Origin of the sequence: Streptomyces nigra (assembly GCF_003074055.1) — a bacterium.
GTDB lineage: Bacteria > Actinomycetota > Actinomycetes > Streptomycetales > Streptomycetaceae > Streptomyces > Streptomyces nigra.
Genome location: NZ_CP029043.1, coordinates 3750304 through 3775654, shown reverse-complemented (window position 1 = coordinate 3775654; position 25351 = coordinate 3750304). Strand labels below are relative to the sequence as shown.

27 protein-coding genes are annotated in these 25351 nt (G+C 68.7%); 14 read left to right on the top strand and 13 right to left on the bottom strand.

Features of this window, described 5'->3' with window-relative positions; all coding sequences use genetic code 11:
• Positions 1 to 25: 25 nt before the first annotated feature.
• Positions 26 to 709, bottom strand: a complete 684-nt coding sequence (locus DC008_RS17450) for a PadR family transcriptional regulator (protein ID WP_108707774.1) — start codon at positions 707 to 709, stop codon at positions 26 to 28.
• Positions 710 to 1061: 352 nt separating this feature from the next.
• Here DC008_RS17450 and DC008_RS17445 point away from each other — a divergent pair, with 352 nt between their 5' ends.
• Together DC008_RS17445 and DC008_RS17440 are read left to right on the top strand one after the other, a co-directional pair.
• Complete coding sequence (locus DC008_RS17445) at positions 1062 to 3674, top strand: transglycosylase domain-containing protein (protein WP_164492322.1); 2613 nt, start codon at positions 1062 to 1064, stop codon at positions 3672 to 3674.
• A 267-nt stretch (positions 3675 to 3941) separates the two neighbouring features.
• A complete protein-coding gene (locus tag DC008_RS17440) occupies positions 3942 to 5444 on the top strand; it encodes a glycosyltransferase family 87 protein (RefSeq protein WP_208645909.1) in 1503 nt (500 codons plus the stop codon).
• A gap of 84 nt (positions 5445 to 5528) precedes the next feature.
• Here the strand turns inward: DC008_RS17440 and DC008_RS17435 are convergent, their stop codons facing one another.
• The 3 genes from DC008_RS17435 to DC008_RS17425 form a co-directional block, all read right to left on the bottom strand.
• The gene (locus DC008_RS17435; RefSeq protein WP_055621038.1) at positions 5529 to 6560 is read right to left on the bottom strand and encodes an alanine racemase; all 1032 of its coding nucleotides are present in this window, start codon (positions 6558 to 6560) and stop codon (positions 5529 to 5531) included.
• Between the two features lie 98 nt (positions 6561 to 6658).
• Positions 6659 to 7777, bottom strand: a complete 1119-nt coding sequence (gene femX / locus DC008_RS17430; protein ID WP_108707771.1) for a peptidoglycan bridge formation glycyltransferase FemX — start codon at positions 7775 to 7777, stop codon at positions 6659 to 6661.
• A gap of 219 nt (positions 7778 to 7996) precedes the next feature.
• Positions 7997 to 8305, bottom strand: a complete 309-nt coding sequence (locus tag DC008_RS17425; protein WP_108707770.1) for a hypothetical protein — start codon at positions 8303 to 8305, stop codon at positions 7997 to 7999.
• 260 nt (positions 8306 to 8565) lie between these two features.
• On the opposite strand from DC008_RS17425, the gene rpsF reads away from it, so the two are divergent.
• The 4 genes from rpsF to rplI all read left to right on the top strand — a co-directional run bounded on the left by rpsF (position 8566) and on the right by rplI (position 10278).
• Positions 8566 to 8856: a 30S ribosomal protein S6 gene (rpsF, locus tag DC008_RS17420; protein WP_086797674.1), complete on the top strand. Its 291-nt coding sequence runs from the start codon at positions 8566 to 8568 to the stop codon at positions 8854 to 8856.
• Positions 8857 to 8924: 68 nt separating this feature from the next.
• Positions 8925 to 9518, top strand: a complete 594-nt coding sequence (locus DC008_RS17415) for a single-stranded DNA-binding protein (RefSeq protein ID WP_108707769.1) — start codon at positions 8925 to 8927, stop codon at positions 9516 to 9518.
• A gap of 58 nt (positions 9519 to 9576) precedes the next feature.
• A complete protein-coding gene (rpsR, locus tag DC008_RS17410; protein ID WP_003949403.1) occupies positions 9577 to 9813 on the top strand; it encodes a 30S ribosomal protein S18 in 237 nt (78 codons plus the stop codon).
• Between the two features lie 18 nt (positions 9814 to 9831).
• Entirely contained in the window at positions 9832 to 10278 is a 447-nt protein-coding gene (gene rplI, locus DC008_RS17405; protein ID WP_108707768.1) for a 50S ribosomal protein L9, read from the top strand.
• Between the two features lie 138 nt (positions 10279 to 10416).
• Here rplI and DC008_RS17400 read toward each other — a convergent pair whose 3' ends face one another.
• Positions 10417 to 11754, bottom strand: a complete 1338-nt coding sequence (locus tag DC008_RS17400) for an MATE family efflux transporter (protein WP_108707767.1) — start codon at positions 11752 to 11754, stop codon at positions 10417 to 10419.
• A gap of 458 nt (positions 11755 to 12212) precedes the next feature.
• On the opposite strand from DC008_RS17400, the gene dnaB reads away from it, so the two are divergent.
• The 3 genes from dnaB to DC008_RS17385 are packed head-to-tail and all read left to right on the top strand — an operon-like array spanning position 12213 to position 15803.
• A complete protein-coding gene (dnaB, locus tag DC008_RS17395; protein WP_108707766.1) occupies positions 12213 to 13691 on the top strand; it encodes a replicative DNA helicase in 1479 nt (492 codons plus the stop codon).
• Between the two features lie 46 nt (positions 13692 to 13737).
• Positions 13738 to 14370: an ATP-binding protein gene (locus tag DC008_RS17390; protein WP_208645908.1), complete on the top strand. Its 633-nt coding sequence runs from the start codon at positions 13738 to 13740 to the stop codon at positions 14368 to 14370.
• 41 nt (positions 14371 to 14411) lie between these two features.
• Entirely contained in the window at positions 14412 to 15803 is a 1392-nt protein-coding gene (locus DC008_RS17385; RefSeq protein ID WP_108707765.1) for a serine hydrolase domain-containing protein, read from the top strand.
• A 92-nt stretch (positions 15804 to 15895) separates the two neighbouring features.
• Here the strand turns inward: DC008_RS17385 and DC008_RS17380 are convergent, their stop codons facing one another.
• Positions 15896 to 16348, bottom strand: coding sequence for a GNAT family N-acetyltransferase (locus tag DC008_RS17380; protein WP_108707764.1), 453 nt, complete (start codon positions 16346 to 16348; stop codon positions 15896 to 15898).
• 9 nt (positions 16349 to 16357) lie between these two features.
• Positions 16358 to 16816 carry a MarR family winged helix-turn-helix transcriptional regulator gene (locus DC008_RS17375; RefSeq protein ID WP_108707763.1) on the bottom strand — a complete coding sequence of 153 codons (459 nt, stop codon included), beginning with the start codon at positions 16814 to 16816 and terminating at the stop codon, positions 16358 to 16360.
• A gap of 136 nt (positions 16817 to 16952) precedes the next feature.
• Between DC008_RS17375 and DC008_RS17370 the strand changes: the two genes are divergently transcribed.
• Both DC008_RS17370 and DC008_RS17365 read left to right on the top strand, forming a co-directional pair.
• On the top strand, positions 16953 to 18167 hold the full coding sequence (locus DC008_RS17370; protein WP_108707762.1) for an MFS transporter: 1215 nt from the start codon (positions 16953 to 16955) through the stop codon (positions 18165 to 18167).
• 125 nt (positions 18168 to 18292) lie between these two features.
• Entirely contained in the window at positions 18293 to 18715 is a 423-nt protein-coding gene (locus tag DC008_RS17365; RefSeq protein WP_108707761.1) for a GlcG/HbpS family heme-binding protein, read from the top strand.
• A gap of 67 nt (positions 18716 to 18782) precedes the next feature.
• On the opposite strand, the gene DC008_RS17360 is transcribed toward DC008_RS17365, so the two are convergent.
• From DC008_RS17360 to DC008_RS17335, 6 genes are all read right to left on the bottom strand, one after another.
• Positions 18783 to 19649: a GNAT family N-acetyltransferase gene (locus DC008_RS17360; protein WP_108707760.1), complete on the bottom strand. Its 867-nt coding sequence runs from the start codon at positions 19647 to 19649 to the stop codon at positions 18783 to 18785.
• An 89-nt stretch (positions 19650 to 19738) separates the two neighbouring features.
• Positions 19739 to 20221, bottom strand: a complete 483-nt coding sequence (locus DC008_RS17355; RefSeq protein ID WP_055621025.1) for an NUDIX domain-containing protein — start codon at positions 20219 to 20221, stop codon at positions 19739 to 19741.
• Between the two features lie 88 nt (positions 20222 to 20309).
• A complete protein-coding gene (locus tag DC008_RS17350) occupies positions 20310 to 21215 on the bottom strand; it encodes a LysR family transcriptional regulator (protein WP_108707759.1) in 906 nt (301 codons plus the stop codon).
• A gap of 206 nt (positions 21216 to 21421) precedes the next feature.
• Positions 21422 to 22570: a cystathionine gamma-lyase gene (locus DC008_RS17345; protein ID WP_108707758.1), complete on the bottom strand. Its 1149-nt coding sequence runs from the start codon at positions 22568 to 22570 to the stop codon at positions 21422 to 21424.
• A complete protein-coding gene (locus tag DC008_RS17340) occupies positions 22567 to 23058 on the bottom strand; it encodes a low molecular weight protein-tyrosine-phosphatase (RefSeq protein WP_108707757.1) in 492 nt (163 codons plus the stop codon). The genes DC008_RS17345 and DC008_RS17340 overlap by 4 nt, the downstream gene beginning before the upstream one ends.
• Positions 23059 to 23065: 7 nt before the next feature.
• Entirely contained in the window at positions 23066 to 23443 is a 378-nt protein-coding gene (locus tag DC008_RS17335) for a phage holin family protein (RefSeq protein ID WP_108707756.1), read from the bottom strand.
• 60 nt (positions 23444 to 23503) lie between these two features.
• On the opposite strand from DC008_RS17335, the gene DC008_RS17330 reads away from it, so the two are divergent.
• From DC008_RS17330 to DC008_RS17320, 3 genes are all read left to right on the top strand, one after another.
• Complete coding sequence (locus DC008_RS17330; protein WP_055621020.1) at positions 23504 to 23821, top strand: cupin domain-containing protein; 318 nt, start codon at positions 23504 to 23506, stop codon at positions 23819 to 23821.
• Between the two features lie 167 nt (positions 23822 to 23988).
• Positions 23989 to 24201, top strand: a complete 213-nt coding sequence (locus DC008_RS17325; RefSeq protein ID WP_055621019.1) for a DUF5326 family protein — start codon at positions 23989 to 23991, stop codon at positions 24199 to 24201.
• Between the two features lie 353 nt (positions 24202 to 24554).
• The gene (locus tag DC008_RS17320; RefSeq protein WP_108710743.1) at positions 24555 to 25280 is read left to right on the top strand and encodes an IclR family transcriptional regulator; all 726 of its coding nucleotides are present in this window, start codon (positions 24555 to 24557) and stop codon (positions 25278 to 25280) included.
• Positions 25281 to 25351: the final 71 nt, after the last annotated feature.

The window sequence follows — 25351 nt, the reverse complement described above, 5'->3', positions numbered from 1 at the left end:
GTACGAGTGAGGTCCTGAGTGGATCTCACGTGGCGGTGTCGTCGGGCGTATCCGGTCGGGAGGTGTCTCCCGACCGGGGCAGGCCGCCCGGCGTTCCATGTGTGGTGTCCGGCGAGTCGGGCTCCCCGGAGGCGGAACCCTTCAGGTCCCGCCCGGCCCGCTCGCTCTCGATGAGCTCGTTCAGCCAGCGCACTTCGCGCTCCACGGACTCCATCCCGTGGCGCTGGAGCTCAAGCGTGTAGTCGTCGAGGCGCTCCCGGGTGCGAGCCAAGGAGGCGCGCATCTTCTCCAGGCGCTCCTCCAGCCGGCTGCGGCGGCCCTCGAGTACGCGCATGCGTACGTCCTGCGGGGTGCGTCCGAAGAAGGCGAATCGGGCAGCGAAATGCTCGTCCTCGTACGCGTCGGGACCGGTCTGCGAGAGCAGCTCCTCGAAGTGCTCCTTACCTTCCGCCGTCAACCGGTAGACGATTTTGGCGCGGCGACCCGTGAGTGGTGCGGCGAGGGCGTCCTCGGTGGTGCTCCCCGGCTCCTCGATCAACCAGCCGTTGGCGACCAGCGTCTTGAGGCAGGGGTAGAGGGTGCCGTAGCTGAAGGCGCGGAACACTCCCAGTGACGTATTGAGTCGTTTGCGCAGCTCGTAGCCGTGCATGGGGGACTCGCGGAGCAGTCCGAGGACGGCGAACTCGAGGATCCCGGAACGCCGGCTCATCCCCTCGCCTCCTCGCCTTGTCTCTCGCTGATGTATCGACTCGATACATCAGCACGATAGAACGGCCTTCCGGAAGCGACAAGTGGAGAAATGGTGAACGGGATCACATCACCGTCTTGTGTCGAGCGACTTGCCTGATTTGGGGTGAAGTTCGGGGTCGCGAGCACTTTGACGGTGCGTAGTCTGTGCGCCATGCACAGCACCGGGAACCAAGTGACGCCAGAGGACGTCGTCGTCCTTGGTGCAGTACGGATGAATGCGAAACCGCTCACATCCGTATGTCGGGGGGACCGGAAAACAGCCGCCGTTGCCAGGCGCGCAGGGGTGCGCCTGCCCGAGGAGTAGTCGTTCGATGAGCGAGCACCGTCGCAAACCGCCGCAGCCGCAGGGAGGCGGACGTGCCGCGGCCCGACGCGGCCAGTCCGGCTCGTCCACCGGCCGCCGTGCGGCACCGCGAGGCGCCACCGGATCTCCTTCCGACCCGTACGGGTCGGGTGCCACCGGATCAGGAGGCGAGGACCGTCTGTACGGCGGCCGCGCCGAGGCGCGACGCGCGGCCCAGAGAAGCAGTGGAAGCCGCCGCAGGGCGGCGGAACCGGCAAGGGGGGGCCGTCGCGCGGCCCCGGGCAGGGGACGTTCGGCACCACCCGCGGAGAAGCGGTTCATCGACTATCCGCGCGCCGGCAAGTACGGCGCGGCGCGATGGATGCCGTCCTGGAGGCTCGTGACGGGCCTCTTCCTCACCTTCATGGGAGGTCTGGTCGCGGCCGCGGGCATCGGATACGCCATGGTCGGCATCCCGAAGGCCCAGGACACGGCCCTCGCCCAGAACAACGTCTTCTACTGGTCCAACGGCAAGCAGATGGCCGCGACCGGTGGTCAGACGAACCGTCAGCTGGTGAGCGACGCGGAGATCCCGAGGGAGATCAAGGACGCGGTGGTCTCCGCCGAGAACGCGACCTTCTACGAGGACAAGGGCATCGACCCGGCGGGTATCGGCCGCGCGCTCTTCAACATGGCCAAGGGCGGCGAGACGCAGGGTGGTTCGACCATCACCCAGCAGTACGTGAAGAACACGTACCTGAGCCAGGAGCAGACGCTCTCCCGGAAGTTCAAAGAGCTGTTCATCTCCATCAAGGTCAACCAGAAGATGTCGAAGGACGAGATCCTCGCTGGTTACCTCAACACCGCCTACTACGGCCGCAACGCCTACGGCATCCAGGCGGCCGCTCAGGCGTACTTCGGCGTGGACGCCAAGAAGCTCACGCCGTCGCAGAGCATCTTCCTGGCCTCGGTCCTCAAGGGCCCGAACTTCTACAACCCCGACGGCGGTGTGGGCGCCAACGCCACGAAGGATCGGAACACCAAGCGCGTCAAGGACCGCTGGTCGTGGATCCAGGGCCGCATGGTCGAGGTGGGGCGCATGACGCAGGCCGACCAGGCCAAGGTCGGCGCCTTCCCCAAGCTGAAGAAGCAGAGCTCCAACCTGTCCGGTCAGACGGGATACCTCATCGACCTTGCCAAGGAGTACGTGGCGAAGAAGGCGGGCCTGTCTCCGGAGGACCTGGAGAAGGGCGGCTATCGCATCTATACGACCTTCGACAAGGACAAGGTCAACGAGCTGGCGGCCGCCGTCGACAAGACGGAGAAGAGCTTCCTCGACCCGAAGAAGCGGGAGAAGGACAAGTACGTCCAGTTCGGTGGCGCGTCGGTCGACCCCAAGACCGGAGCGATCGTCGCGATCTACGGTGGCGCGGGCTACAACAAGGGTCACTACTCCAACAACGCCAACACCCTGGGTGTACCGGTCGGATCGACCTGGAAGCCGATCGTGCTGGCGGCCGCGATGAAGTACGGGACGTACGAGACCGACGGCGAACCCTTGTCGCCGATGGCCCGGTACAACGGCAACGACCTCCTCGTCATCAGGGACAGGAACGGCGATCCGATCCCGGACGGCGACAAGCCGTTCCGTCAGAAGAACGAGGGCACCAAGGCCTGGGGCATGGTCACACTCCGCAAGGCCATGGAGCAGTCGATCAACAGCCCGTTCGCCCAGCTGGGCATCGACGTGGGTCTCGCCAACACTCAGGAACTCGCCCAGGACATGGGCATCCCGGCCAGCTCCTTCGACCAGGCCAACATCAAGAACGTGTCGTTCTCGCTCGGTACCTCGACCCCGAGCGCGATCCGCATGGCGGACGCGTACGGCAGCTTCGCCAACGACGGCATCCACTACGAGCCCTACTCCGTCACCAAGGTGATCAAGGACGGTGAGCCCCTCAAGGGCTTCGAGACGCCGGAGAAGGAAACCGCGATGGACGAGAACGTCGCGAACAACGTGACGGACGTCCTCGAGAACGTGGTCAAGAACGGCACCGGCAAGAAGGTCGCCGACATCGGGTTCCCCGTGGCCGGCAAGACCGGTACGACCGACGAGAACAAGTCGGCGTGGTTCGTCGGCTACACCCGCGAGCTGTCGACGGCCGTGACGCTGTTCCGGACGGATCCCGACAAGGGCAAGCTGCTCTCCATGAACGGCACCGGTGGCGTCTCCTCGATCCACGGTGGTGACATCCCGGCGGAGGTCTGGAAGGACTACATGTCCGAGGCCATGAAGAGCTACGGCACGCCGGAGCCGTTCCCGGATGCCGAGCCCATCGGTGAGATCGTCAACGACACTCCCTCGCCGACGGCGACGCCCACGCCCACCGAGACGGTCGAGGAGACTCCGTCCGAGACGCCGACCCCGTCCGACACACCCTCGCTGACCCCGACTCCGACGAGCACCTGCCGCCCGTTCGACTTCCGCTGTGAGGACGACAGTGGCGGTCAGAACGGAGGCACCGACGGGGGCGTGACGTCCTCCCCGACGGCCACCGAGACGGCGACGGACGACAGCGGCGGAGGCAATAACGGCGGCAACAACGGCGCCGGAGGCATCTTCGGTCGGCCGGAAGGCTGACCGAAGGGCTCAACCGCGATGAGAAGGCCGGTGGCCGGCATCCGAGTGATCGGATGCCGGCCACCGGCCTTTGGCGCTCTCACGGCCATGCAGAGGCTGTAGGAGCGGTGCCTGTGTCGATGGCGGCCCCTGTGCCGGGACGTCGGAGCTGAGCGCACTTCGGCTGATCCCTGTTTCACGTGAAACGTCGGTTTCACGTGAAACAGTCACCGGTCGCGCCCCGGCTTCCCGAGCCCGTTCTTCGACGCGTGCGGCAGGATGTGCCCCATGTCCAGTGCAGAGACGACGCCCATGAGCGCGCATGAGCCGGATCAGGTGCGGCCGACCAGGGAGGACGAGGTCGCCGCCCGTGGCAGTGAACTGATCGGTGGCCCGATCGGCCGGCGTGCCCTGCTCGGGACGTCCTGGTGGACGCCGGTACGGATCATCGCGCTGGTGGCCATCGGCATGTTCGCGCTCGGCCTGGTACAGAAGGCGCCCTGCTACAACGGCGCCTGGTTCTTCGGAGCCAGCTCCCAGTACACGCACGCCTGTTACTCGGACATCCCGCACCTGTACCAGGGGCGGGGCTTCGCCGACGGGCTGGTGCCGTACTTCGACAAGTTGCCCGGCGACATGCAGTACCTGGAGTACCCGGTGCTGACCGGCGTCTTCATGGAGGTCGCGTCCTGGCTCACCTCGGGCAGCGGCAGCATCCAGGACCAGGAGCAGTGGTACTGGATGGTCAACGCCGGGATGCTGATGGTGTGCGCCGCGGTCATCGCCGTGTGCGTGACCCGCACCCACCGGCGGCGGCCCTGGGATGCGCTGCTCGTCGCCCTGGCGCCCGCCTTCGCGCTGACGGCGACCATCAACTGGGATCTCCTGGCCGTGGCCCTGACAGCGGCGGCGATGCTGATGTGGTCGCGTGGCCGCCCACTCGCCTTCGGGATCCTGCTGGGCCTGGCCACCGCCGCCAAGCTGTATCCCGTCTTTCTGCTCGGTGCCCTCTTCGTGCTCTGCTGGCGCGCGGCCAAGTGGCGCGACTTCGGCCGGGCCCTGGGCGGTACCGCGCTCGCCTGGCTGGCCGTCAATCTCCCGGTCATGCTGCTCGCCTGGGACGGGTGGTCGCAGTTCTACCGGTTCAGCCAGGAGAGGGGCGTCGACTTCGGCTCCTTCTGGCTGATCCTCGTTCAGAACTCCACGGACCCGCTGAGCACCGAGACCGTCAACACCCTCGCCACGCTGCTGATGCTGCTGTGCTGTGCCGGGGTCGCGGCGCTCGCGCTCACCGCACCGCGCCGGCCGCGCTTCGCCCAGCTGGCCTTCCTGATCGTCGCGGCGTTCATCCTCACCAACAAGGTCTACTCGCCGCAGTACGTCCTGTGGCTGGTGCCGCTGGCCGCGCTGGCCCGACCGAGGTGGCGGGACATCCTCATCTGGCAGGCCTGCGAGGTGGCGTACTTCCTCGGTATCTGGATGTACCTCGCCTACACGACCAGCGGGGACGCCCACAAGGGTCTGCCGCCGGACGGCTACCACTGGGCCATCGGCCTGCACCTGCTCGGCACCCTGTACCTGGTCGCCGTCGTCGTGCGGGACATCCTCATGCCGGAGCGCGACCCGGTGCGCAGGGGCGGCGAGGACGATCCGTCGGGCGGTGTCCTCGACCGGGCGGAGGACGTGCACGTGTTCGGAGCGGCAGCCCATCCGCCACGCCATGCCGCCCATGACGAGGAAGGCCCGCAGGTGGCCTGGGGCGACCGGAAGGCCGTCGACGGTTCGCTCTGAGCGAACAAAGGGGCGGGGGTACCACGCAGAAGGCCGTACACGGAGGTTCCGTGTACGGCCTTTCGTCGCTCGAGGGGTCTCGACTCAGCGGTCCACGATGCGGTCGAACTGCGTGGTGGTGTGCCGCAGATGGGCGACCAGCTCGTCACCGACCTTCGGCTCGGGCGCGTCCGACGGCACGAAGAGAATCGAGACCTGCATGTGCGGGGGCTCCGCGAACCAGCGCTGCTTGCCGCCCCACACGAAGGGCGAGAGATTCCGGTTCACCGTGGCGAGGCCGGCGCGGGCGACGCCCTTGGCGCGCGGCATGACGCCGTGCAGCGCTTTCGGGGCCTCCAGGCCCACCCCGTGCGACGTACCGCCCGCCACGACCACCAGGAAGCCGTCGGAGGCCGTCTTCTGCTGGCGGTAGCCGAACCGGTCGCCCTTGGAGACGCGCGTGACGTCCAGGACGGCGCCGCGGTACTCGGTGGCGTCGTGGTCCCCCAGCCACAGCCGGGTGCCGATCCGGGCGCGGAAGCGCGTCTGAGGGAACTGCTGCTGCAGACGGGCCAGTTCCTCGGCCTTGAGGTGGCTGACGAACATCGTGTGCAGCGGCAGCCGGGCCGCCCGCAGCCGGTCCATCCAGCCGATGACCTCCTCGACGGCGTCCGAGCCGTCCGTGCGGTCGAGCGGCAGGTGGATGGCGAAGCCTTCCAGCCGGACGTTCTCTATGGCGGCGTGCAGCTGGGACAGCTCGTGCTCGCTCACTCCGTGCCGCTTCATCGAGGACATCACCTCGATGACGACGCGGGCGCCCACGAGGCCGTACACGCCGTCCACCGACGACACCGAGCGGATGACGCGGTCCGGCAGCGGCACCGGCTCCTCACCGCGGCGGTACGGGGTGAGTACCAGCAGGTCCCCGCCGAACCAATCCTTGATGCGCGCGGCCTCGTACGTCGTGCCGACCGCGAGGATGTCGGAGCCCAGCCGGGTGGCCTCCTCCGCCAGCCGCTCGTGCCCGAACCCGTAGCCGTTGCCCTTGCAGACCGGCACGAGGCCCGGGAACTGCTCCTGCACGTGCTTGTGGTGCGCCCGCCAGCGCGCGGTGTCGACGTAGAGCGTGAGCGCCATGGCCGGACCTGGAACCTTTCTCGTGGCTGCGGTGTATCAGAGGTATGGAAGCTATCGACGGTGCGGGTACTGACGGTATCGAAGCAGTGACCGCGAGGTCAGCGACGCGACATGTAGATGTCGAGCGCCTTGTGCAGCAGCTTGTTCAGCGGGAAGTCCCACTCGCCGAGGTACTCGGCGGCCTGACCGCCGGTGCCGACCTTGAACTGGATCAGACCGAAGAGGTGGTCGGTCTCGTCCAGCGAGTCGGAGATGCCGCGCAGGTCGTAGACGGTGGCGCCGAGCGCGTAGGCGTCGCGCAGCATCCGCCACTGCATCGCGTTCGAGGGCCGGACCTCACGGCCGATGTTGTCGGAGGCGCCGTAGGAGTACCAGACGTGGCCGCCGACGATGAGCATCGTCGCCGCGGACAGGTTCACCCCGTTGTGCCGCGCGAAGTACAGCCGCATGCGGTTGGGGTCCTCGGTGTTGAGGGCCGTCCACATGCGCTGGAAGTACGACAGGGGGCGCGGCCGGAAGTGGTCGCGCACGGCCGTGATCTCGTACAGCCGCTGCCACTCCTCCAGGTCCTGGTAACCGCCCTGGACGACCTCGACGCCGGCCTTCTCGGCCTTCTTGATGTTGCGGCGCCACAGCTGGTTGAAGTTCTTGTGGACCTCTTCGAGCGAGCGGTTGGCCAGCGGCACCTGGAAGACATAGCGCGGCTGTACGTCGCCGAAGCCGGCCCCGCCGTCCTCGCCCTGCTGCCAGCCCATACGGCGCAGCTTGTCGGCGACCTCGAAGGCGCGCGGCTCGATGAAGTCGGCCTCGATGTCGCGCAGTCGCTTCACGTCCGGGTTCTGGATGCCCTGCTTGATGGAGCCCGCGTCCCAGCGCCGGATGATCACCGGCGGGCCCATCTTCACGGAGAAGGCGCCCTGCTGCTTCAGGTGGGCGAGCATCGGCTCCAGCCACTCGGTCAGGTTCGGCGAGAACCAGTTGATGACCGGGCCCTCGGGCAGATAGGCGAGGTATCGCTTGATCTTGGGGAGCTGGCGGTAGAGGACGAGACCCGCGCCGACCAACTGGCCGCTGCCGTCGAACCAGCCGAGGCTCTCCGAACGCCACTCCGCCTTGACGTCAGCCCAGGCCGGAACCTGCATGTGGCTCGCCGACGGCAGGCTCTGGATGTATGCCAGATGCTGCTCGCGACTGATCGTCCTCAGGGTCAGGCTCATTCGGGGCGCTCCTCGGGCTGGTGTGTCCCCATGGGAACAGGGGCTCCGGCTCTAGCGCCGAAGCCTACTGCGCCCGGGAAGCGCCTCGACCGGGCGTACGAAAGCTGCGCCCCGGCTCCGGGTGCCTCCGAGACGTCCGCTGGGTGTTCTATGCGGTGTTGTGGCGATGTCGGTGGCCGGCCTCCCGGCCACCGGTTCGAGGAGGGCCTCCCAGGTGCGTCAGACGCCGCCGAAGAGCCCGCCGTGTGCCATGCCGAGGAAGAAGCCGACTCCCGATGCGCCGAGGCCCACGATCAGGCCGAAGCGCTCACGGGTCGTCACCGAGATCCATTGGCCGTAGGCACCGGTGGCGATGCCGATCAGTCCGGTCCAGGAGCTGAGCAGGTGCAGGTTGTGGAACTGGGCCGTGACGAAGGACGTGATGCCGAGCACCAGGGTCACCACGAGCAGGGTGTCCTGGAGGGGATGGGCCTTTCCGTCCGTGGCGAAGAGGCCTCCGGCGGTGTTGGGTCGCAATGCCTGTGCCATAGGGCACCTCCTGCGAAAAGCGGCGCATCGTAGCGCCATACACACCCGATGTGTACAGATTGTGGGTGACGGCGGCCGGATTTCAACCGGAAGCCGGTGTGCAGGTACTGTGTACCGTCTGCAGCGGTGTCTGCCCGAGCTCGGGAGAACCGCAAGGTCACCCCCGATTGTCAGTGGCGGCCGATACCGTTGCGTACGCATCACGACCCTCCTGCCACGGAACGACCGTGGCCGCTGAGTCCAAAGGAGGTGGGTTCCACATGCGTCACTACGAGGTGATGGTCATCCTCGACCCCGATCTGGAGGAGCGCGCTGTCGCCCCCCTGATCGAGAACTTCCTCTCCGTCGTCCGTGAGGGCAACGGCAAGGTCGAGAAGGTCGACACCTGGGGCCGTCGTCGTCTCTCGTACGAGATCAAGAAGAAGCCCGAGGGCATCTACTCGGTCATCGACCTGCAGGCCGAGCCTGCGGTCGTCAAGGAGCTCGACCGCCAGATGAACCTGAACGAGTCGGTCCTCCGGACCAAGGTCCTCCGTCCCGAGATGCACTGAGCTCCGCTCAGCTGATTTCGGGATTCGAGTAGCAAGCAGCCAGAGCAAACCCGCCGAGAGGTTCCCCCATGGCAGGCGAGACCGTCATCACGGTGGTCGGCAATCTTGTCGACGACCCCGAGCTGCGCTTCACCCCGTCCGGTGCGGCGGTCGCGAAGTTCCGTGTCGCGTCCACCCCCCGCACCTTCGACCGTCAGACGAACGAGTGGAAGGACGGCGAGAGCCTCTTCCTCACCTGCTCGGTCTGGCGTCAGGCGGCGGAGAACGTCGCCGAGTCGCTCCAGCGAGGCATGCGCGTCATCGTGCAGGGCCGGCTGAAGCAGCGGTCCTATGAGGACCGTGAGGGTGTCAAGCGCACGGTCTACGAACTGGACGTCGAGGAAGTCGGCGCCAGCCTGCGCAACGCCACGGCCAAGGTCACCAAGACCTCCGGTGGCGCTCGCGGTGGCCAGGGCGGTTACGGCGGCGGCGGTGGCGGCGGCCAGGCCGGCGGCGGCTGGGGCGGTGGCTCCGGCAGCGGTCAGCAGGGCGGCGGCGCTCCCGCCGACGACCCGTGGGCGACCGGCGCTCCCGCCGGTGGCAACCAGGGTGGCGGCGGCTGGGGTGGAAACTCCGGCGGCGCCGGCGGTGGCGGCGGCTACTCGGACGAGCCCCCCTTCTAGACCTTCGGGTCCAGGGGTGGGTCGTACCCACACTTCTTGATCACACAGGAGATACACCATGGCGAAGCCGCCTGTGCGCAAGCCGAAGAAGAAGGTCTGCGCTTTCTGCAAGGACAAGGTCACGTACGTGGACTACAAGGACACGAACATGCTGCGGAAGTTCATTTCCGACCGCGGCAAGATCCGTGCCCGCCGCGTGACCGGCAACTGCACGCAGCACCAGCGTGACGTCGCCACGGCCGTGAAGAACAGCCGTGAGATGGCGCTGCTGCCCTACACGTCCACCGCGCGATAAGGGAAGGGTGACCGACACATGAAGATCATCCTCACCCACGAGGTCTCCGGCCTCGGTGCCGCGGGCGACGTCGTCGACGTCAAGGACGGTTACGCTCGCAACTACCTGATCCCGCGGAATTTCGCTATCCGCTGGACCAAGGGTGGCGAGAAGGACGTCGAGCAGATCCGTCGCGCTCGCAAGATCCACGAGATCCAGACCATCGAGCAGGCCAACGCTGTGAAGGCCCAGCTCGAGGGTGTCAAGGTCCGCCTGGCCGTCCGCTCCGGCGACGCCGGTCGGCTCTTCGGCTCCGTCACCCCGGCCGACGTCGCTTCGGCGATCAAGGCCTCCGGTGGCCCCGAGGTCGACAAGCGCCGCATCGAGCTCGGCGCGCCGATCAAGACCCTGGGCGCCCACGAGACGTCCGTGCGTCTGCACCCCGAGGTTGCCGCCAAGGTCAACATCGAGGTCGTCGCGGCCTGATTGCCGCACTCGGCTTGATCAGCTGAGAGAAGGGGCCGTACCCGCCCGGGTACGGCCCCTTCTCTGTGAGTTGGGCTGGGTTCGCTTCGAGTTGGGCTGGGTTCGTTTCACGTGAAACACGCCGTTTCACGTGAAACGTCAGCGCGTCGCGCCCGTGACGACCCAGCGACCCGAGCGGGCCCGCAGCCAGAGCGTCAGCATGCGGACCGTCATCATCAGCGTCATGGCCGCCCAGACGCCGGTCAGGCCGCCTCCAATGACCGGGACGAGCAGGGCCACGGGGGTGAAGACGACCAGCGTGGCCACCATCGCCCAGGCGAGATAGGGGCCGTCACCGGCTCCCATCAGGACACCGTCGAGGACGAAGACCACGCCGCAGATCGGCTGGGACAACGCCACCACGAGCAGTGCGGGCAGCGCGATGTCCTGGACCGCGCTGTCGCTGGTGAACACGGGCAGGAACAGTGGCCGTGCGACCACCACGAGCAGCCCGAGGCCGATACCGGAGGCGATGCCCCACTCGACCATGCGGCGGCAGACGGCTCGGGCGCCGGCTGCGTCATTGGCCCCCAGGTACCGGCCGATGATCGCCTGGCCGGCGATGGCGATGGCGTCGAGCGCGAAGGCGAGCAGGCTCCACAACGACAGGATGATCTGGTGGGCGGCGACATCGGCGTCTCCCAGCCGGGCCGCGACGGCCGTCGCGATCATCAGAATGGCCCGCAGCGACAGCGTGCGGACCAGCAGCGGTACTCCCGCCTGTGCTGAAGCCCGTATGCCGGCCGCGTCCGGGCGCAGGGAGGCTCCGTGTGAACGGGCTCCGCGGATCACGACCAGGAGATAGACGGCGGCCATCGCGCACTGCGCCAGGACGGTTCCCCAGGCGGAGCCGGCGATGCCGAGGCCGGCGCCGTAGACCAGGCCGACGTTGAGCACGGCGTTGGCGATGAAGCCGCCGACGGCGACATAGAGAGGGGTCCGGGTGTCCTGGAGCCCGCGCAGCACTCCGGTCGCTGCCAGGACGACCAGCATCGCGGGGATGCCGAGCGCCGAGATCCGCAGATACGTGGTCGCGTACGGGGCGGCGGTGTCGGAGGCGCCGAAGAGTTCGACGAGGAACGGTGCTGTGGGCAGGACGACAGCGATGACGGCGGCGCCCAGGAGAAGGGCCAGCCAGATGCCGTCCATGCCCTGGCGGATGGCGGACGGGAGATCACCGGCGCCGACGCGGCGGGCGACGGCCGCCGTGGTGGCGTAGGCGAGGAAGACGAACACGCTGACGGCGGTCATGAGGAGGGCCGAGGCGACGCCGAGACCGGCGAGCTGTGCGGTGCCGAGATGGCCGACGATCGCACTGTCCGCCATGACGAAGAGAGGCTCGGCGACCAGTGCGCCGAAGGCTGGGACGGCCAGGGCGACGATCTCTCGGTCGTGCTGTCGTCGGGCAGCCTTGGGGGTCGCGGAGGCCTGTGTCATGGGCATCAATGTAATCGTCCACAGGTAAGTGATGCAATCTTTGAGTGACCCTTACGAAGCGTCCGGTGGTGTGTGGCGTCGCGCACCGTTCGAAGGGAACTTGGTCCGACCGGGAAACTTTTTCTTCTGCACAGCCGGTGGACGGTAAACGCTCAGGTCAGACGTGTGGTGTGGGGAAGGTTGCAGTCTTGTTCACAGGGCTGTCCACCGTGTCGTGCACAGGTTTCGCGGGGTTCTCCACAGCATCTGGCCCGTCGTCCACATGGCCTGTGGATAACCAGATTGGCTGACGCCCCCCGCACCTCTACCGTGGTCCGGCGCCCACTCCGCCCGACGGCTGGAAAACCGTCGCGGAAACCGACGTGACAGAACCGGAGGTGGGCCTCTCGATTGTCAGTGGCGTGCCGTAGAACTAGGGGCATGCGAGGTCCGCTCGGCGGACGGGAGGAGGTGGCTCGGTGAGTATTTCCGAGCCCTTGGACGACCCGTGGGCCGACAGCGGTCCTGGGGATCGTCTCCCCGCCTCCCGCCGGCGCAGCGACGGCATCCGTAGCCGTGACGAGCAGCATGACCGGGGCAGAGACACCGGGGAGTGGGACGGCGGAGGTACGCCCTTCGAGCGGGTCCCGCCCCAGGATCTCGACGCCGAGCAGTCCGTCCTCGGCGGCATGCTGCTCTCGAAGGACGCCATCGCCGATGTCGTCGAGGTCATCAAGGGCCACGACTTCTACAAGCCCGCGCACGAGACGATCTTCCAGGCGATCCTCGACGTCTACGCCAAGGGCGAGCCGGCCGACCCGATCACCATCGCCGCCGAGCTCACCAAGCGCGGCGAGATCAACAAGGTCGGCGGTGCCGCCTATCTGCACACCCTCGTCCAGACGGTGCCGACGGCGGCGAACGCCGAGTACTACGCGGAAATCGTCCATGAGCGGGCCGTCCTGCGCCGCCTGGTCGAGGCCGGTACGCGCATCACGCAGATGGGATACGCCGCCGACGACGACGTCGACGAGATCGTCAACCGCGCGCAGGCAGAGATCTACGCGGTCACCGAGCAGCGCACGAGCGAGGACTACCTGCCGCTCGGCGACATCATGGAGGGCGCCCTCGACGAGATCGAGGCGATCGGCTCCCGCACCGGCGAGATGACGGGCGTACCCACCGGGTTCACCGACCTCGACTCGCTCACCAACGGGCTCCACCCGGGCCAGATGGTCGTCATCGCGGCCCGTCCCGCCATGGGCAAGTCCACGCTCGCACTCGACTTCGCGCGTGCGGCCTCCATCAAGCACAACCTGGCGAGCGTCATCTTCTCCCTGGAAATGGGGCGCAACGAGATCGCGATGCGTCTGCTCTCGGCGGAGGCGAGGGTGGCCCTGCACCACATGCGCTCCGGCACGATGACGGACGAGGACTGGACGCGGCTGGCCCGGCGCATGCCCGAGGTATCGGCGGCACCGCTCTACATCGACGACTCTCCGAACCTGTCGATGATGGAGATCCGCGCGAAGTGCCGGCGCCTGAAGCAGCGCAATGACATCAAGCTCGTGATCATCGACTACCTCCAGCTGATGCAGTCCGGCGGCTCCAAGCGCTCCGAGAGCCGTCAGCAGGAGGTCTCGGACATGTCCCGTAACCTCAAGCTCCTCGCCAAGGAGCTCGAGGTCCCGGTCATCGCGCTCTCGCAGCTCAACCGTGGTCCCGAGCAGCGCACCGACAAGAAGCCGATGGTGTCCGACCTGCGTGAGTCCGGCTCCATCGAGCAGGACGCCGACATGGTCATCCTGCTCCACCGCGAGGACGCCTACGAGAAGGAGTCACCGCGCGCCGGCGAGGCGGACATCATCGTCGGCAAGCACCGTAACGGCCCGACCGCGACGATCACCGTGGCCTTCCAGGGCCACTACTCCCGCTTCGTGGACATGGCACAGACCTGACGGGAAACCGTGCATCGGCCCCGGCGCCGGCAGGGATACTCCCCTCGTGAACGCATCGAGGGGTTCCTGGGTCAACACCACGCACGACTGGGCTCGTCTCGTCGATACGGCGCATCTGTCGGATGTCCGGCGAAACAGTGGGGAGTTCGCTCCGGGTGGTCCCTGGCATCTCGTCCTCGAAGTGCTCGCCTATGCGGCCGACGAAGCGGCGAGCCGGGGCGAGGGGCGATGTGTCGTCGTGCTTCATTCCGACGGTTCCGTGTCCGTGGGGGACGACGGGCGGGGGACCGACACCCGCGTGGATGACTTCGGGCAGCCTGTAAAGAAGCCGGTCATGGCGACTGGGGATCTTCGTTTCTTCGACTCACCGGAGGCAGAGGCGCTCCCTGACGGGCATCCGCGGCGCGGTATGTCGGTGGTCGCGGCGCTCAGTGAGTGGCTCGTCCATACCAACCGTCGCCTCGACGGGGCCTGGAGTCAGCGTTACGAACACGGTGTCCCCGTCACTGATCTGGACCCGGTCGAGGTCGACGGCACGACAGGAACGCTGGTCCATTTCAAGCCGGACCCGTCGCTGGGTTCGACCTCGTTGCCCGAGGGCCGGGAACTCTCCCGGCTGAGCACGGCCTGGCCTGAGCTGGAGGTGGAGGTCGATGACCGTCGGGTCGGCTCGGGGTAATGCGCTCGACCCAGGTGCCGTCGGCGGGGTGGACTGGGGGGATGACGACATCTCAGGAAGAGCTTCTGCCGGGCACGCGGCGGGCGTTGTCGCACCGGATCGCCGTGGCGCAGGCCGAGGGGCGGGCGCCCTCGTTGGTCGCGGCCGTTGTACGGGGTGGGCGGGCGGTGTGGCACGGCTCGCGTACCTCGGTCGACGGGCACGGGCCGGACGAGAACGTGCAGTACAGGATCGGTTCGATCACCAAGACGTTCACGGCCGTGCTGGTGCTGCGCCTGCGGGACGAGGGGCTCATCGACCTCGGTGATCCCTTGGAGAAGCATCTGCCGGGGACCGGTGTGGGGGAGGTCACCATCGCCCAGCTGCTCACGCACAGCAGCGGGCTGGCGGCGGAGTCGCCCGGGCCCTGGTGGGAGCGGACCTCCGGTGCGTTGCGGCCCGAGCTCGCGGACGTTCTCGGTGAGCAGCCGCTCCTGCATCCGTCCGGGCGCCGGTTCCACTACTCGAACCCCGGCTACACCGTGCTCGGCGCGCTGGTCGAGAAGCTGCGTGGGGCGCCTTGGGCGGATGTGCTGCGCAGGGAGGTGCTCGAACCTCTCGGACTCGAGCGCACCGACACCCGGCCGAGCGCGCCGCACGCCGGGGGCTGGGCCGTGCACCCCTGGGCCGATGTGATGCTTCCCGAACCGGCCGAGGACCTGGGCAGGATGGCTCCCGCCGGGGAGTTGTGGTCGACGACCGGTGATCTGGCGCGGTTCGCGGCGTTCTTGGTCAACGGGGACGACCGGGTTCTGGGTGCCGGCAGCCTGCGGGAGATGCGGACGCCCGCGGCCCCGCAGGAGGCCGCGGATGTGGCCGGCGGCTACGCCTACTGCCTCGGTCTGGAGCTGCGGCACCAGGGCGGCAGGACGCTCGTCGGGCACACGGGGTCCCTGCCGGGCTTTGTCGCCTGCCTCACGATGAGCGTGGACGACGACGTGGCGGCGGTGGTCCTGGCCAACTGCACCTCCGGCCCGCTGCCGTTCACCGTCGCCGCCGATCTCGTCAGGATCGTCGCCGAGGCCGAGCCGCGCTTTCCCGAGCCCTGGCGTCCGATGCCGGATGTCGATCCGGCCGTGCTGGAGCTGACGGGGCCCTGGTACTGGGGGACGTACGCCTTCGGGCTGCGCCTCGGCGCCGAGGGGATGGTCACGCTGGAGCCGCTGTCCGGGAAGGGGCGCGGTTCGCGGTTCCGGGCCAACGGCGACGGCACCTGGACGGGGCTGGAGGGCTACTACGCCGGAGAGCTGCTGAAGGCCGTACGGCGGCCGGACGGGACCGTGGACCATCTGGACCTCGGGTCCTTCGTCTTCACCCGGCAGCCGTACGACGAGGGGGCGGCTGTGCCGGGCGGTGTCGACCCCGAGGGCTGGCGGGGGATGAAGGCCCTCTGACGGGCGCCCTCTGAGGACCGGAGAGCGCGGCCAGGGGAGTGCCTGTTTCACGTGAAACAGGCACTCCCCTGGCCGGCGGCTCCACAACGCCGTCAGAGCTGCAGCTTGAAGCCCGTGTGCGACGCGGTGAACCCGAGCCGCTCATAGAAGCGGTGCGCGTCCGTGCGGGTCTTGTCGGACGTCAGTTGCACGAGGTGGCACTCCTGGCGCCGGGACTCGTCCACCGCCCACTCGATGAGCCGGGTGCCCAGGCCGCTCCCGCGCTCGTCGGCGTGAATGCGGACACCTTCGATGATCGAGCGCGTGGCGCCGCGTCGCGAGAGGCCCGGCACGATCGTGAGCTGCAGCGTGCCGACGACGCGGCCTTCCCGGACGGCGACGATCACATGCTGGTGAGGATCACCCTGGAGGCGCTGCAGAGCGGCCAGGTAGGGCGTCAGATCGTCGGGTGACTCCCGCTGGGCGCCCAGCGGGTCGTCGGCGAGCATGGCGACGATGGCGGGGACGTCCTCGGCGACCGCGGGCCGTATCTCAAGATCTCCCATTCCCGCACCCTATGCGGAGGCCGGAAGCGACTCCACCACGCGCACGAGGGGGGCGAGTTCGGGGTTGCGGGCGGCTTCGTCGAGGGCTTCTCGGAGGGCCTTGTCGTTGGTGGGGCGGGCTTCGGCGAGGAGGGTGAGTCCGGCGTCGGTGACGTCGGTGTAGATGCCGCGTCGGTCGGTGGGGCAGAGGTAGCGGGAGAGCAGGCCGCGGTCCTCGAGGCGGGTGACGAGGCGGGTGGTGGCGCTCTGGCTGAGGACGACGGCGTCGGCGACCTGTTTCATCTGCAGGTGGCCGCCTTCTCCGTTGTGCTGGCGGCTGAGGACGTCGAGGAGGGAGTACTCGCGGACGCTGAGGTCGTGGTTGGCCTGCAGGGCGCGTTCGATGTGGGCCTCGATCCTGCCGTGCAGCAGGGAGAGGGCGCACCAGCCCTGGGCGAGGGCGGTGAGTGCGGGGTCCGTCGCTGTCATGGCATGTCCTCCCGGGGTGGGCTGAAACCAGAGTAGAGCACGCCTGCAATAGACCGCGCTTGCAATTAACGCGCGTCTGCAAGTATTGTCATCACTCGTAAAGCGCACCTGCAATCGTTCGGGAAGGTACCCCTTCATGCCTCTCGCGCTACTGGCCCTCGCGATCGGGGCCTTCGGAATCGGGACGACCGAGTTCGTGATCATGGGCTTGCTGCCCGAGGTCGCGGGTGACTTCGGGGTCTCCATCCCCACCGCCGGACTGCTGGTGACCGGCTACGCCCTGGGTGTGGTCCTCGGCGCCCCGCTGATGACCGTGCTCGGCACCAAGGTCACGCGCAAGCGGATGCTGATGCTGCTGATGGGTCTCTTCGTCGCCGGCAACCTGCTCTCCGCCATCGCCCCCTCCTTCACCGTCATGCTGATCGGCCGCGTGGTCGCCTCACTCGCCCACGGCGCCTTCTTCGGCATCGGCTCGGTCGTCGCGGCCGATCTGGTCGCCCCCGACAAGAAGGCCGGCGCCATCGCGATGATGTTCACGGGTCTGACCGTCGCCAACGTCGTCGGTGTCCCACTGGGCACGTTCGTCGGACAGGCCGCGGGCTGGCGGATCACCTTCATGATCGTCGCCCTGCTCGGACTGATCGGCCTCGCCGGTATCGCCAGGCTGGTCCCCGACATGCCCAAGCCGCAGGGCGTACGGCTGCGCCACGAGCTGGCCGCCTTCAAGAACGCCCAGGTGCTGCTCGCCATGGCGATGACGGTCCTCGGCTTCGGCGGCGTCTTCGCGGCCATCACCTACATCGCGCCGATGATGACGAACGTCGCCGGCTTCGCCGACGGCTCCGTGACCTGGCTGCTCGTCCTGTTCGGCCTCGGCATGGTCGGCGGCAACCTGATCGGCGGCAAGTACGCCGACCGTGCGCTGATGCCCATGCTGTACGTGTCCCTCGGCGCCCTCGCCGTCGTGCTCGCGCTGTTCACGGTCACCGCGCACAACAAGGTCCTCGCGGCGATCAGCATCGCCCTGATCGGTGCCCTGGGCTTCGCCACCGTGCCCCCGCTGCAGAAGCGCGTCCTCGACCAGGCGCACGGCGCCCCGACGCTGGCCTCGGCCGTGAACATCGGCGCCTTCAACCTCGGCAACGCCCTCTCCGCCTGGCTCGGCGGCATCGTCATCGCCGCCGGCTTCGGCTACACCTCCCCCAACTGGGTCGGCGCCGCCCTCGCAGCGGCAGCGCTGCTGCTCGCCTTCCTCTCGGCCGCGCTGGAGCGCCGGGGCGGGACCGCCGCGGACACCGCCGTCAGGGGCCGCCACGCCGCCGTCGAGCCGGAAGCCGCCGTCCAGCACTGAGCCGATACGGGTCGTCCACCACTGAGCCGATCCGAGTGCGGGGTCAGGGCCGCCCCCGCACCCCCGGCCACCCCGACCATCCCCCCTCGCAGTTCCCCCGCAGTACCGCATCACAAGGAGAACCCATGACCACCGCGACCGCAGTCACCCCCCTGACCAGCCAGGACGCCGACGCCCTCGTCATCGCCGCCCAGCACGCCGCCGAGGCGGCCGGAGTGTCGGTCAGCATCACCGTCCTGGACGCCGGAGGCGATCTGCTCGCCTTCCGCCGCGACGACCGCGCCGTGCTGATCTCGGGTGAGACCAGCACCCGCAAGGCCTACACGGCGCTGCAGCTGGACGCCCCCACGGCCGACCTCGTGGACGCCGTCCAGCCCGGAGCCCCCTTCCACACCCTGCCGACCGCACTCGACCGGCCGCTGCTGTTCATCGCGGGCGGTCTGCCGATCCACCGTGACGGCCGGTTGATCGGTGCGATCGGGGTGGGCGGTGGCGCGCCCGAGCAGGACCACCAGTTCGCGGCCACGGCCATCGACACCGTCCTCTGACGGCACGCGCACGCGCACGCACGAAGCGCCGGTTCCCCGCGGGGCACCGGCGCTTCCGCGTGCTGCTTCAGCCGGCCGCCACCGTCAGCGGGGCGAAGCGCCGGCTCCAGTCGCCGGGCAGCTCCGGGATGCCGTAGGTCATGACCGCGTTGAAGGCCACGGACCGCAGACCGTGCCGCTTCACCCAGGTCAGCAGCTCCTCGTGGCGTACGTCGATGTCGGTGCGCAGGGGACGGTCGGTGTGGGCGGCGAGGGAGGCGATCAGCGCTTGGGCCGTCTCGGTGTCCCGGGCGACCAGCGGGCCCACCACATGCGTGGCCATGTTCGGCCAGGCGCCCGCGTACCCGATGATCCTGCCGCCGTCCTCGGCCACCCGCAGCTGGTCGGCGAAGGCGGGCAGCCGCGTGATGATGTGCGTGCGATCCGCCCCGAACACCTCCTCGTCCAACCGCAGGATCGCCGGGAGGTCCTCGGCGGTCGCCGCGCGCGTGGGGACCGAGGGCCGGAAGTCGCCCGGCGTGAAGGGCCCGCTCACCATCTCCGCCCTTCCCGTGGTCTTGAAGCCCAGCTCCTCGTAGAGCGGGCGGCCGTTCGGGGTGGCGTGCAGGGTCAGGGGAGTCGTGCCCATCGCGGAGACGACATGGCGCATCAGACGCCGGCCGACGCCCTGGCGGGCGTACCGCTCGGCGACCAGGACCATGCCGATGGCCCCCAGGTCGGGCCGGTCCCGTGGTCCGTACTCGGTGACGACGCAGGCGGTGACAAGGCCGCCGTCGGGTGCGTCGATGCCGTATCCACGGCCGGCGGTCAGCAGCAGCCCCCACTTGTGTTCCTCGCGGGGCCAGCCCCGGTCCTCGGACAGATCGGCACAGGCGACCAGGTCGCGGTGTGTGAGACGGCGGATGGGCACAGCGGCGAGGGAAGGTGTCGGCACGCACGTCAGGCTGTCTGACGAGTGACCCGGTCGTCCACCAATTTCGAGTGACGCTTACGAGCTTTTTGGGCACACCTCGAGCGTTCGCGTCAGCCCAGATCAGGAGCGTGCAGGGCGCGTACACCCTCGATGTTCCCGTCGAGGTAGTGCCGCAGCGACAGCGGGACCAGGTGCACGGAGGCGATCCCGACCCGGTTGAACGGCACGCGCACGATCTCGTACTCGCCGATGGGCTCGTCCACCTCGGGGCCGTGCCGCAGGGCCGGGTCCATGGATTCGAGGTGGCAGACGAAGAAGTGCTGGACCTTCACTCCGGTCGAGGCCTCGTCGTGACCGATGTGCTCGACGGTGTCGACGAAGCAGGGCACCACATCGGTGATCTTGGCGCCCAGTTCCTCGTACACCTCGCGGTGCAGCGCGTCGACGACGGTGGAGTCCGTCGGTTCGACACCGCCTCCGGGCGTGAGCCAGTACGGATCCATGCCCGGCTTGGTGCGCTTGATCAGGATCAGATCGTCGCCGTCCAGAAGAACGGCGCGGGCGGTCCGCTTGACCACGGGTCGGACGGTCATGGAGGAAATGTGGCCCGGCTGGTTCCACGTGAAACATCGCGGGGCGTCACCGATCACGCCCACCGGGTGACCACCGCAAAAGCCCAGCTCAGGCCCAGTCCGCCGCGGCGCGGAGCAGCCACTCGTGAGCCCGTGCGATATGCGGCATGGCCAGGGTGCCGGTACGGACGACCAGGAAGTACGTCCGCAGGGGCGGCACCGGCGGATCGTGCAGGGCGACGGCCTCGCCCCGGTCGAGGGCGTGCGCGCAGAGATAGCGCGGCAGCACCGCCAGCCCGGCGCCCGCGACCGCGCACGCGAGGACCGCACGCAGATCCGGGACGATCACGGTGCCCGGCGCGGCGGGACGGGAATCGAAGACGGAGGCCCAGTAGCGGGAGACGAACGGCAGGGACTCGTGGACCTCCACGACGGGGACGTCCTCGAGAGCGTGCGCGCCCTTGTGGCGGAGATGGCCCGCGCCGATCCGCTCGACCCAGTGGGGAGCCGCGACCAGGACGTGCTCCTCGTCGCAGAGCGCAGTCGCCGTGAGCAGAGCGCCCCTCGGACGGGCCGTCGTGATGGCCAGATCATGATGTCCGGCGGCCAGCCCCTCGAGGGTCTCCTCGGCGGTGCCGAAGGAGGCGCGCAGGGCGAAGCCCTGGTTGTCGTCGCCGGTCAGGCCGGTGAGGGCGGGCAGTGCGCGCTCGGCGGTGAACTCGGGAGGCCCGGCGAGATGCAGCGACCGTAAGGAGGACTCGTCGTCGAGACCGGTCTCGGTGATCTCCACCAGGGCGTCGAGATGGGGGGCCGCCTTGTGGGCGAGTTCGTCGCCGATGGTCGTCGGGGTCACGCCGCGCGCCTGCCGGAGGAACAGGGGGCGCCCCAACTGGCGCTCCAGCGTGCGGATCTGCGAGGTCACGGCCGGCTGGGACAGACCGAGCAGTGCTGCGGCGCGGGTGAAGGAACCGGCCCGGTGCACGGTCACAAAAGTGCGCAGCAAGGCCAGATCCATGCCACCGTCCTCCCCTTCCCCGCCCTTCTCCCCACCCCCAGGGCAGGGCCCAACTATAAATATGTCGATAGGTCTCTGTCGCTACTGTGATTGGACACTGACAGAGAGTCAACTAGCCTTGTTCGTGCGGTTCTTCGCGAGCAGAACCGGGGCGGTCCGAGCCACGAGGGGGGAGGCTCGGACCGCCCGACCCTCCCCGGCGCAGCTCACCGCGCCGATTCCTCCAGGGCCCGCAGGACGTCCGCGACCAGGTCCTCCGGGTCCTCGGCGCCGACCGACATCCGGATGAAGCCCTCCGGCACGTCGTCCCCGCCCCAGCGCCCGCGCCGCTCGGCCGTGGAGCGCAGACCGCCGAAGCTGGTGGCGTCGTCGACGAGCCGCAGCGCCTCCAGGAACCGCTCGGCACGCGTGCGCGAGGGCAGCGTGAAGGACACGACACAGCCGAACCGCCGCATCTGCCGCGCGGCGACGGCGTGCGACGGGTCCTTGGGCAGCCCCGGATACCGCACCGCGAGATCCTCAGGCCAGTCCAGCAGCGCCTCGGCGACGGCCAGGGCCGTGGCGTTCTGCCGCTCCACCCGCAACTGCAGCGTCGCCAGGGAACGGTGGGCGAGCCACGCCTCCATCGGCCCCGGGATCGCGCCGACGATCTTGCGCCAGCGCCGTACGTCCGCCATGGCCTCCGGGTCGCGGCCGGTGACATAGCCCAGCAGCACATCGCCGTGACCGGTCAGCTGCTTGGTGCCGCTGGCCACCGAGAAGTCGGCGCCCAGCTCCAGCGGCCGCTGGCCGAGGGGGGTGGCGAGGGTGTTGTCGACGGCGACGAGCGCCCCGCGCGTGTGCGCCTCCTCGACGAGGCGCCGGATGTCGCACACGTCGAGGCCGGGGTTGGACGGCGTCTCGATCCACAGCAGCCGGGCGCCGTCGAGGACGCCGAGCTGGGCGTCGCCGCCGGTCGGCGCGGTGCGCACCTCGATGCCGTACGCCTCCAGCTGCTGGCGGACCAGGGGGAACACCTGGTAGCCGTCGCTGGGCAGGACGACGGCGTCGCCGGCCCGCAGCTGGGAGAAGAGCACCGAGGAGATGGCGGCCATGCCGGACGCGAACACGAGCGTCTCGACGTCGTCCTCCCCCGGCGCCTCCAGGCTGCCGATGGCCCGCTCCAGGTGCGTCCAGGTCGGGTTCTCGTCCCGGCCGTAGGTGTACGCGCCCGTGGGCTCGCCCGGCAGGTGGTAGTGCGCGGCGAAGACCGGTCCCGGCAGGGTCGGCTCGTACTTGACCGGCTCCGGCAGTCCGGCCCGCACCGCGCGCGTGCCGTCCCCCGGAACCGGTGCCTGTCCCTGCGTACCGCTCATGGCGTCCTGCCCTCCACCTCTTCGCGGACCGCTGTGAGCAGGCCCGTACTCGCCGACTCCACCATCGTGAGGCATTCCTCGAAGCCGTCCCGGTCACCGTAGTAGGGGTCGGGCACGTCGAGGTCCTCGCCCGCGGCGGGGTCGTAGGAACGCAGCAGCCGGACCTTCGCCACGTCGTCCGCCGTCGGGGCCAGCCGGCGCAGCGCCTTCATATGACCCGCGTCGAGGGCGACGACCAGGTCGACGCGTTCGAACCACGAGGTCCGGAACTGCCGGGCCGTGTGCTCGCTGTCGTAGCCGTGCTCCTCGAGGACGGAGACGGTGCGCGGGTCGGCCGGGTCACCCTCGTGCCAGCCGCCGGTGCCGGCGCTGTCGACCTCGACCAGGCCGTCGAGGCCGGCCTCCTCGACCCGGGCCCGGAAGACGGACGCGGCCATCGGGGAGCGGCAGATGTTGCCGGTGCAGACGAAGCAGACGCGATAGGTCATGGCGCGCTCAGTCACCGTCGGGCAGGACGACGTTCAGCGCCCAGGAGACGACCGAGATGATCAGGCCGCCCAGGACGGCCGTCCAGAAGCCCTCGACATGGAAGCTCAGGTCCACCTTGTCGGCGAGCCACGAGGTCAGCAGCAGCATCAGGGCGTTGACGACGAGGGTGAACAGTCCGAGCGTCAGGATGAGCAGCGGCAGGCTGAACAGCTTCACGACCGGCTTCACCACGAAGTTGACCAGACCGAAGATGAGCGCGACGAGCAGCAGCGTCGCGGCCTCCTTGCCCGTGCTGTCGCCGGTCAGCGTGATGTTGTCTATCAGCCACACGGCCACGGCCAGGGCGCCGGCGTTGGCGATCGTCTTGACTACGAAATTCTTCATGTGTCTGATCGTGGCAGACGAGATCGGCCAAGAGCACTGCGACGAGGGCGGATGACTGCGATGAAGGCCTTCCGGCTGGATGAACTGGAGGCGGAGCGTGCCGCCAACGACGGTGCCTACCTGCAGTTTCTGCGAGAGCGGAACATGTCGGTCGGGCTGTACGCGCTCGACGCGGGCGAGCACGATCCACAACAGCCGCACAACCAGGACGAGGTCTACTTCGTCGTGAGCGGCCGCGCACAGATCACCGTCGGCCTGGAGACGACGCATGTGGCGCGGGGGAGCGTCGTCTACGTCCCGGCCGGGGTCGCGCACAAGTTCCACCACATCAGCGAGGACCTGAGGGTGCTCGTGGTGTTCTCTCCGCCCGAGAACTGACCTCGCGTCTCGGGGTTCCCTCAGGGTTCGTTCAGGGGAGGACAAGGGCTGCGAGGCCCCCGCCGGACCACCTGCCGGTCCTAGCATCGGGTGCAGGGAATCGGATGGGATTCCCATCGACGGTCAGGACCCGCACTGGACGGGCGGAGAGGTAAGGAAAAAGGGCGATGCGTGAGATCTTCGCGGGACTGCCGTGGTGGGTGAAGTGGATCGCGGTGCCGGTCATCGCCCTGGTCGTGTTCGGCGGGCTGATAGCCAGCGTCGTCGGCTTCGTGATCGGACTGCTCTTCAAGCTGCTGGTCTTCGTGGCCCTGGTCGGCGGACTGATCTACGTCGTCAGGAAGTTCACGTCGAGTTCGTCGTCGCGCGGCGACTGGTGAGGTCTCCGGGGACCGGTGGGCGGTAACAGGAACCACCGGTTCCCTCGGGCGAGGGAAGTTTTCCCGGCCGTGCGGCCGTCAGGGACGACGGGCCAATAGAGTCCGTGAATCGACGCGGGGCCGTCCCCGCGAGCGGCGTGCACCCCTCCCCGTGTTCCCCCGCACGGGCTCCCCCTCGCCCCTCGGGAGTGACCTTGGCCACGGTTGACACCGCCCCACCCACACCGACCCACCACCCCCTGGAACAGCCGCGCCCCTGCTCGGTGCCCCAGGTCCCCCGGCAGACGTCGCCGGTCTCCGAGACGGCCCCGGCACCCCCGGAGCAGCCGCCGTCCGCGACCCTCATCGGATCCGTGCAGCGGGCCATGCGCCTGCTGGAGTGCGTCGCGGGTCATACGTACGGCGCTCCCGCCAAGCAACTCGCCCGGGAGACGGGCCTGGCGCTGCCCACGGCGTACCACCTGCTGCGCACCCTGGTGCACGAGGGCTATCTCCGCCGCGACAAGGGGCTGTTCTTCCTCGGTGACGCCGCCGTGCGGCTGAGCAGCAGCAGCGCCCAGCAGAAACGTCGCAGCACGATGGTCGACGCACTCGCTCAATGGCGTGACGCGATCGGTGTCCCGGTTTACTACGCCCAGTACCGCGAGGGTGAGATCGAGGTCATGTGCGTCTCCGACACCCACAGCAATCCGGCGGTGCAGGAGTGGGCCGACTTCCGTGAGACCGGCCATGCCCACGCCATCGGCCAGTGTCTGCTCTCCCAGTTGGACGAGGAGGCCCGGCGCGACCATCTGGACCGGCATCCGGTGCGCGCCATCACGCCCTACACCGTCCCGGACAGCGCCAGCCTGCTACGACGCCTGGACCAGGCAGGGCGGATGGCGCCGGTGACCGAGCGTCAGGAGTACGCGCTGGGCACGGTCTGCGCGGCCATCCCCATCACCGTGGGTACGACGGCCGCGACGATGGCCCTGTCCCTCCCCTTCCACCAGGCCGACCGGTTGCCGTCGGCGGTGCGTCAGCTCCAGGCCGAGATCGGCCGGCTTCTGGGGTCACTCGCGCTCTCTATCAGTATCTGAAAACTCACTCCTTGTGATCTCTCGTGTACGTTCAGCAAGATTCCACCAGTGTCGGGGTCCGTCCCGGCCAG

What these genes read in the sequence shown, in the direction of transcription:
- DC008_RS17450 (WP_108707774.1), bottom strand. Translation starts at nt 709, where the DNA reads ATGAGCCGGCGTTCCGGGATCCTCGAGTTCGCCGTCCTCGGACTGCTC.
- DC008_RS17445 (WP_164492322.1), top strand. Translation starts at nt 1,062, where the DNA reads ATGAGCGAGCACCGTCGCAAACCGCCGCAGCCGCAGGGAGGCGGACGT.
- DC008_RS17440 (WP_208645909.1), top strand. Translation starts at nt 3,942, where the DNA reads ATGTCCAGTGCAGAGACGACGCCCATGAGCGCGCATGAGCCGGATCAG.
- DC008_RS17435 (WP_055621038.1), bottom strand. Translation starts at nt 6,560, where the DNA reads ATGGCGCTCACGCTCTACGTCGACACCGCGCGCTGGCGGGCGCACCAC.
- femX (WP_108707771.1), bottom strand. Translation starts at nt 7,777, where the DNA reads ATGAGCCTGACCCTGAGGACGATCAGTCGCGAGCAGCATCTGGCATAC.
- DC008_RS17425 (WP_108707770.1), bottom strand. Translation starts at nt 8,305, where the DNA reads ATGGCACAGGCATTGCGACCCAACACCGCCGGAGGCCTCTTCGCCACG.
- rpsF (WP_086797674.1), top strand. Translation starts at nt 8,566, where the DNA reads ATGCGTCACTACGAGGTGATGGTCATCCTCGACCCCGATCTGGAGGAG.
- DC008_RS17415 (WP_108707769.1), top strand. Translation starts at nt 8,925, where the DNA reads ATGGCAGGCGAGACCGTCATCACGGTGGTCGGCAATCTTGTCGACGAC.
- rpsR (WP_003949403.1), top strand. Translation starts at nt 9,577, where the DNA reads ATGGCGAAGCCGCCTGTGCGCAAGCCGAAGAAGAAGGTCTGCGCTTTC.
- rplI (WP_108707768.1), top strand. Translation starts at nt 9,832, where the DNA reads ATGAAGATCATCCTCACCCACGAGGTCTCCGGCCTCGGTGCCGCGGGC.
- DC008_RS17400 (WP_108707767.1), bottom strand. Translation starts at nt 11,754, where the DNA reads ATGACACAGGCCTCCGCGACCCCCAAGGCTGCCCGACGACAGCACGAC.
- DC008_RS17385 (WP_108707765.1), top strand. Translation starts at nt 14,412, where the DNA reads ATGACGACATCTCAGGAAGAGCTTCTGCCGGGCACGCGGCGGGCGTTG.
- DC008_RS17380 (WP_108707764.1), bottom strand. Translation starts at nt 16,348, where the DNA reads ATGGGAGATCTTGAGATACGGCCCGCGGTCGCCGAGGACGTCCCCGCC.
- DC008_RS17375 (WP_108707763.1), bottom strand. Translation starts at nt 16,816, where the DNA reads ATGACAGCGACGGACCCCGCACTCACCGCCCTCGCCCAGGGCTGGTGC.
- DC008_RS17370 (WP_108707762.1), top strand. Translation starts at nt 16,953, where the DNA reads ATGCCTCTCGCGCTACTGGCCCTCGCGATCGGGGCCTTCGGAATCGGG.
- DC008_RS17365 (WP_108707761.1), top strand. Translation starts at nt 18,293, where the DNA reads ATGACCACCGCGACCGCAGTCACCCCCCTGACCAGCCAGGACGCCGAC.
- DC008_RS17355 (WP_055621025.1), bottom strand. Translation starts at nt 20,221, where the DNA reads ATGACCGTCCGACCCGTGGTCAAGCGGACCGCCCGCGCCGTTCTTCTG.
- DC008_RS17350 (WP_108707759.1), bottom strand. Translation starts at nt 21,215, where the DNA reads ATGGATCTGGCCTTGCTGCGCACTTTTGTGACCGTGCACCGGGCCGGT.
- DC008_RS17345 (WP_108707758.1), bottom strand. Translation starts at nt 22,570, where the DNA reads ATGAGCGGTACGCAGGGACAGGCACCGGTTCCGGGGGACGGCACGCGC.
- DC008_RS17340 (WP_108707757.1), bottom strand. Translation starts at nt 23,058, where the DNA reads ATGACCTATCGCGTCTGCTTCGTCTGCACCGGCAACATCTGCCGCTCC.
- DC008_RS17335 (WP_108707756.1), bottom strand. Translation starts at nt 23,443, where the DNA reads ATGAAGAATTTCGTAGTCAAGACGATCGCCAACGCCGGCGCCCTGGCC.
- DC008_RS17330 (WP_055621020.1), top strand. Translation starts at nt 23,504, where the DNA reads ATGAAGGCCTTCCGGCTGGATGAACTGGAGGCGGAGCGTGCCGCCAAC.
- DC008_RS17325 (WP_055621019.1), top strand. Translation starts at nt 23,989, where the DNA reads ATGCGTGAGATCTTCGCGGGACTGCCGTGGTGGGTGAAGTGGATCGCG.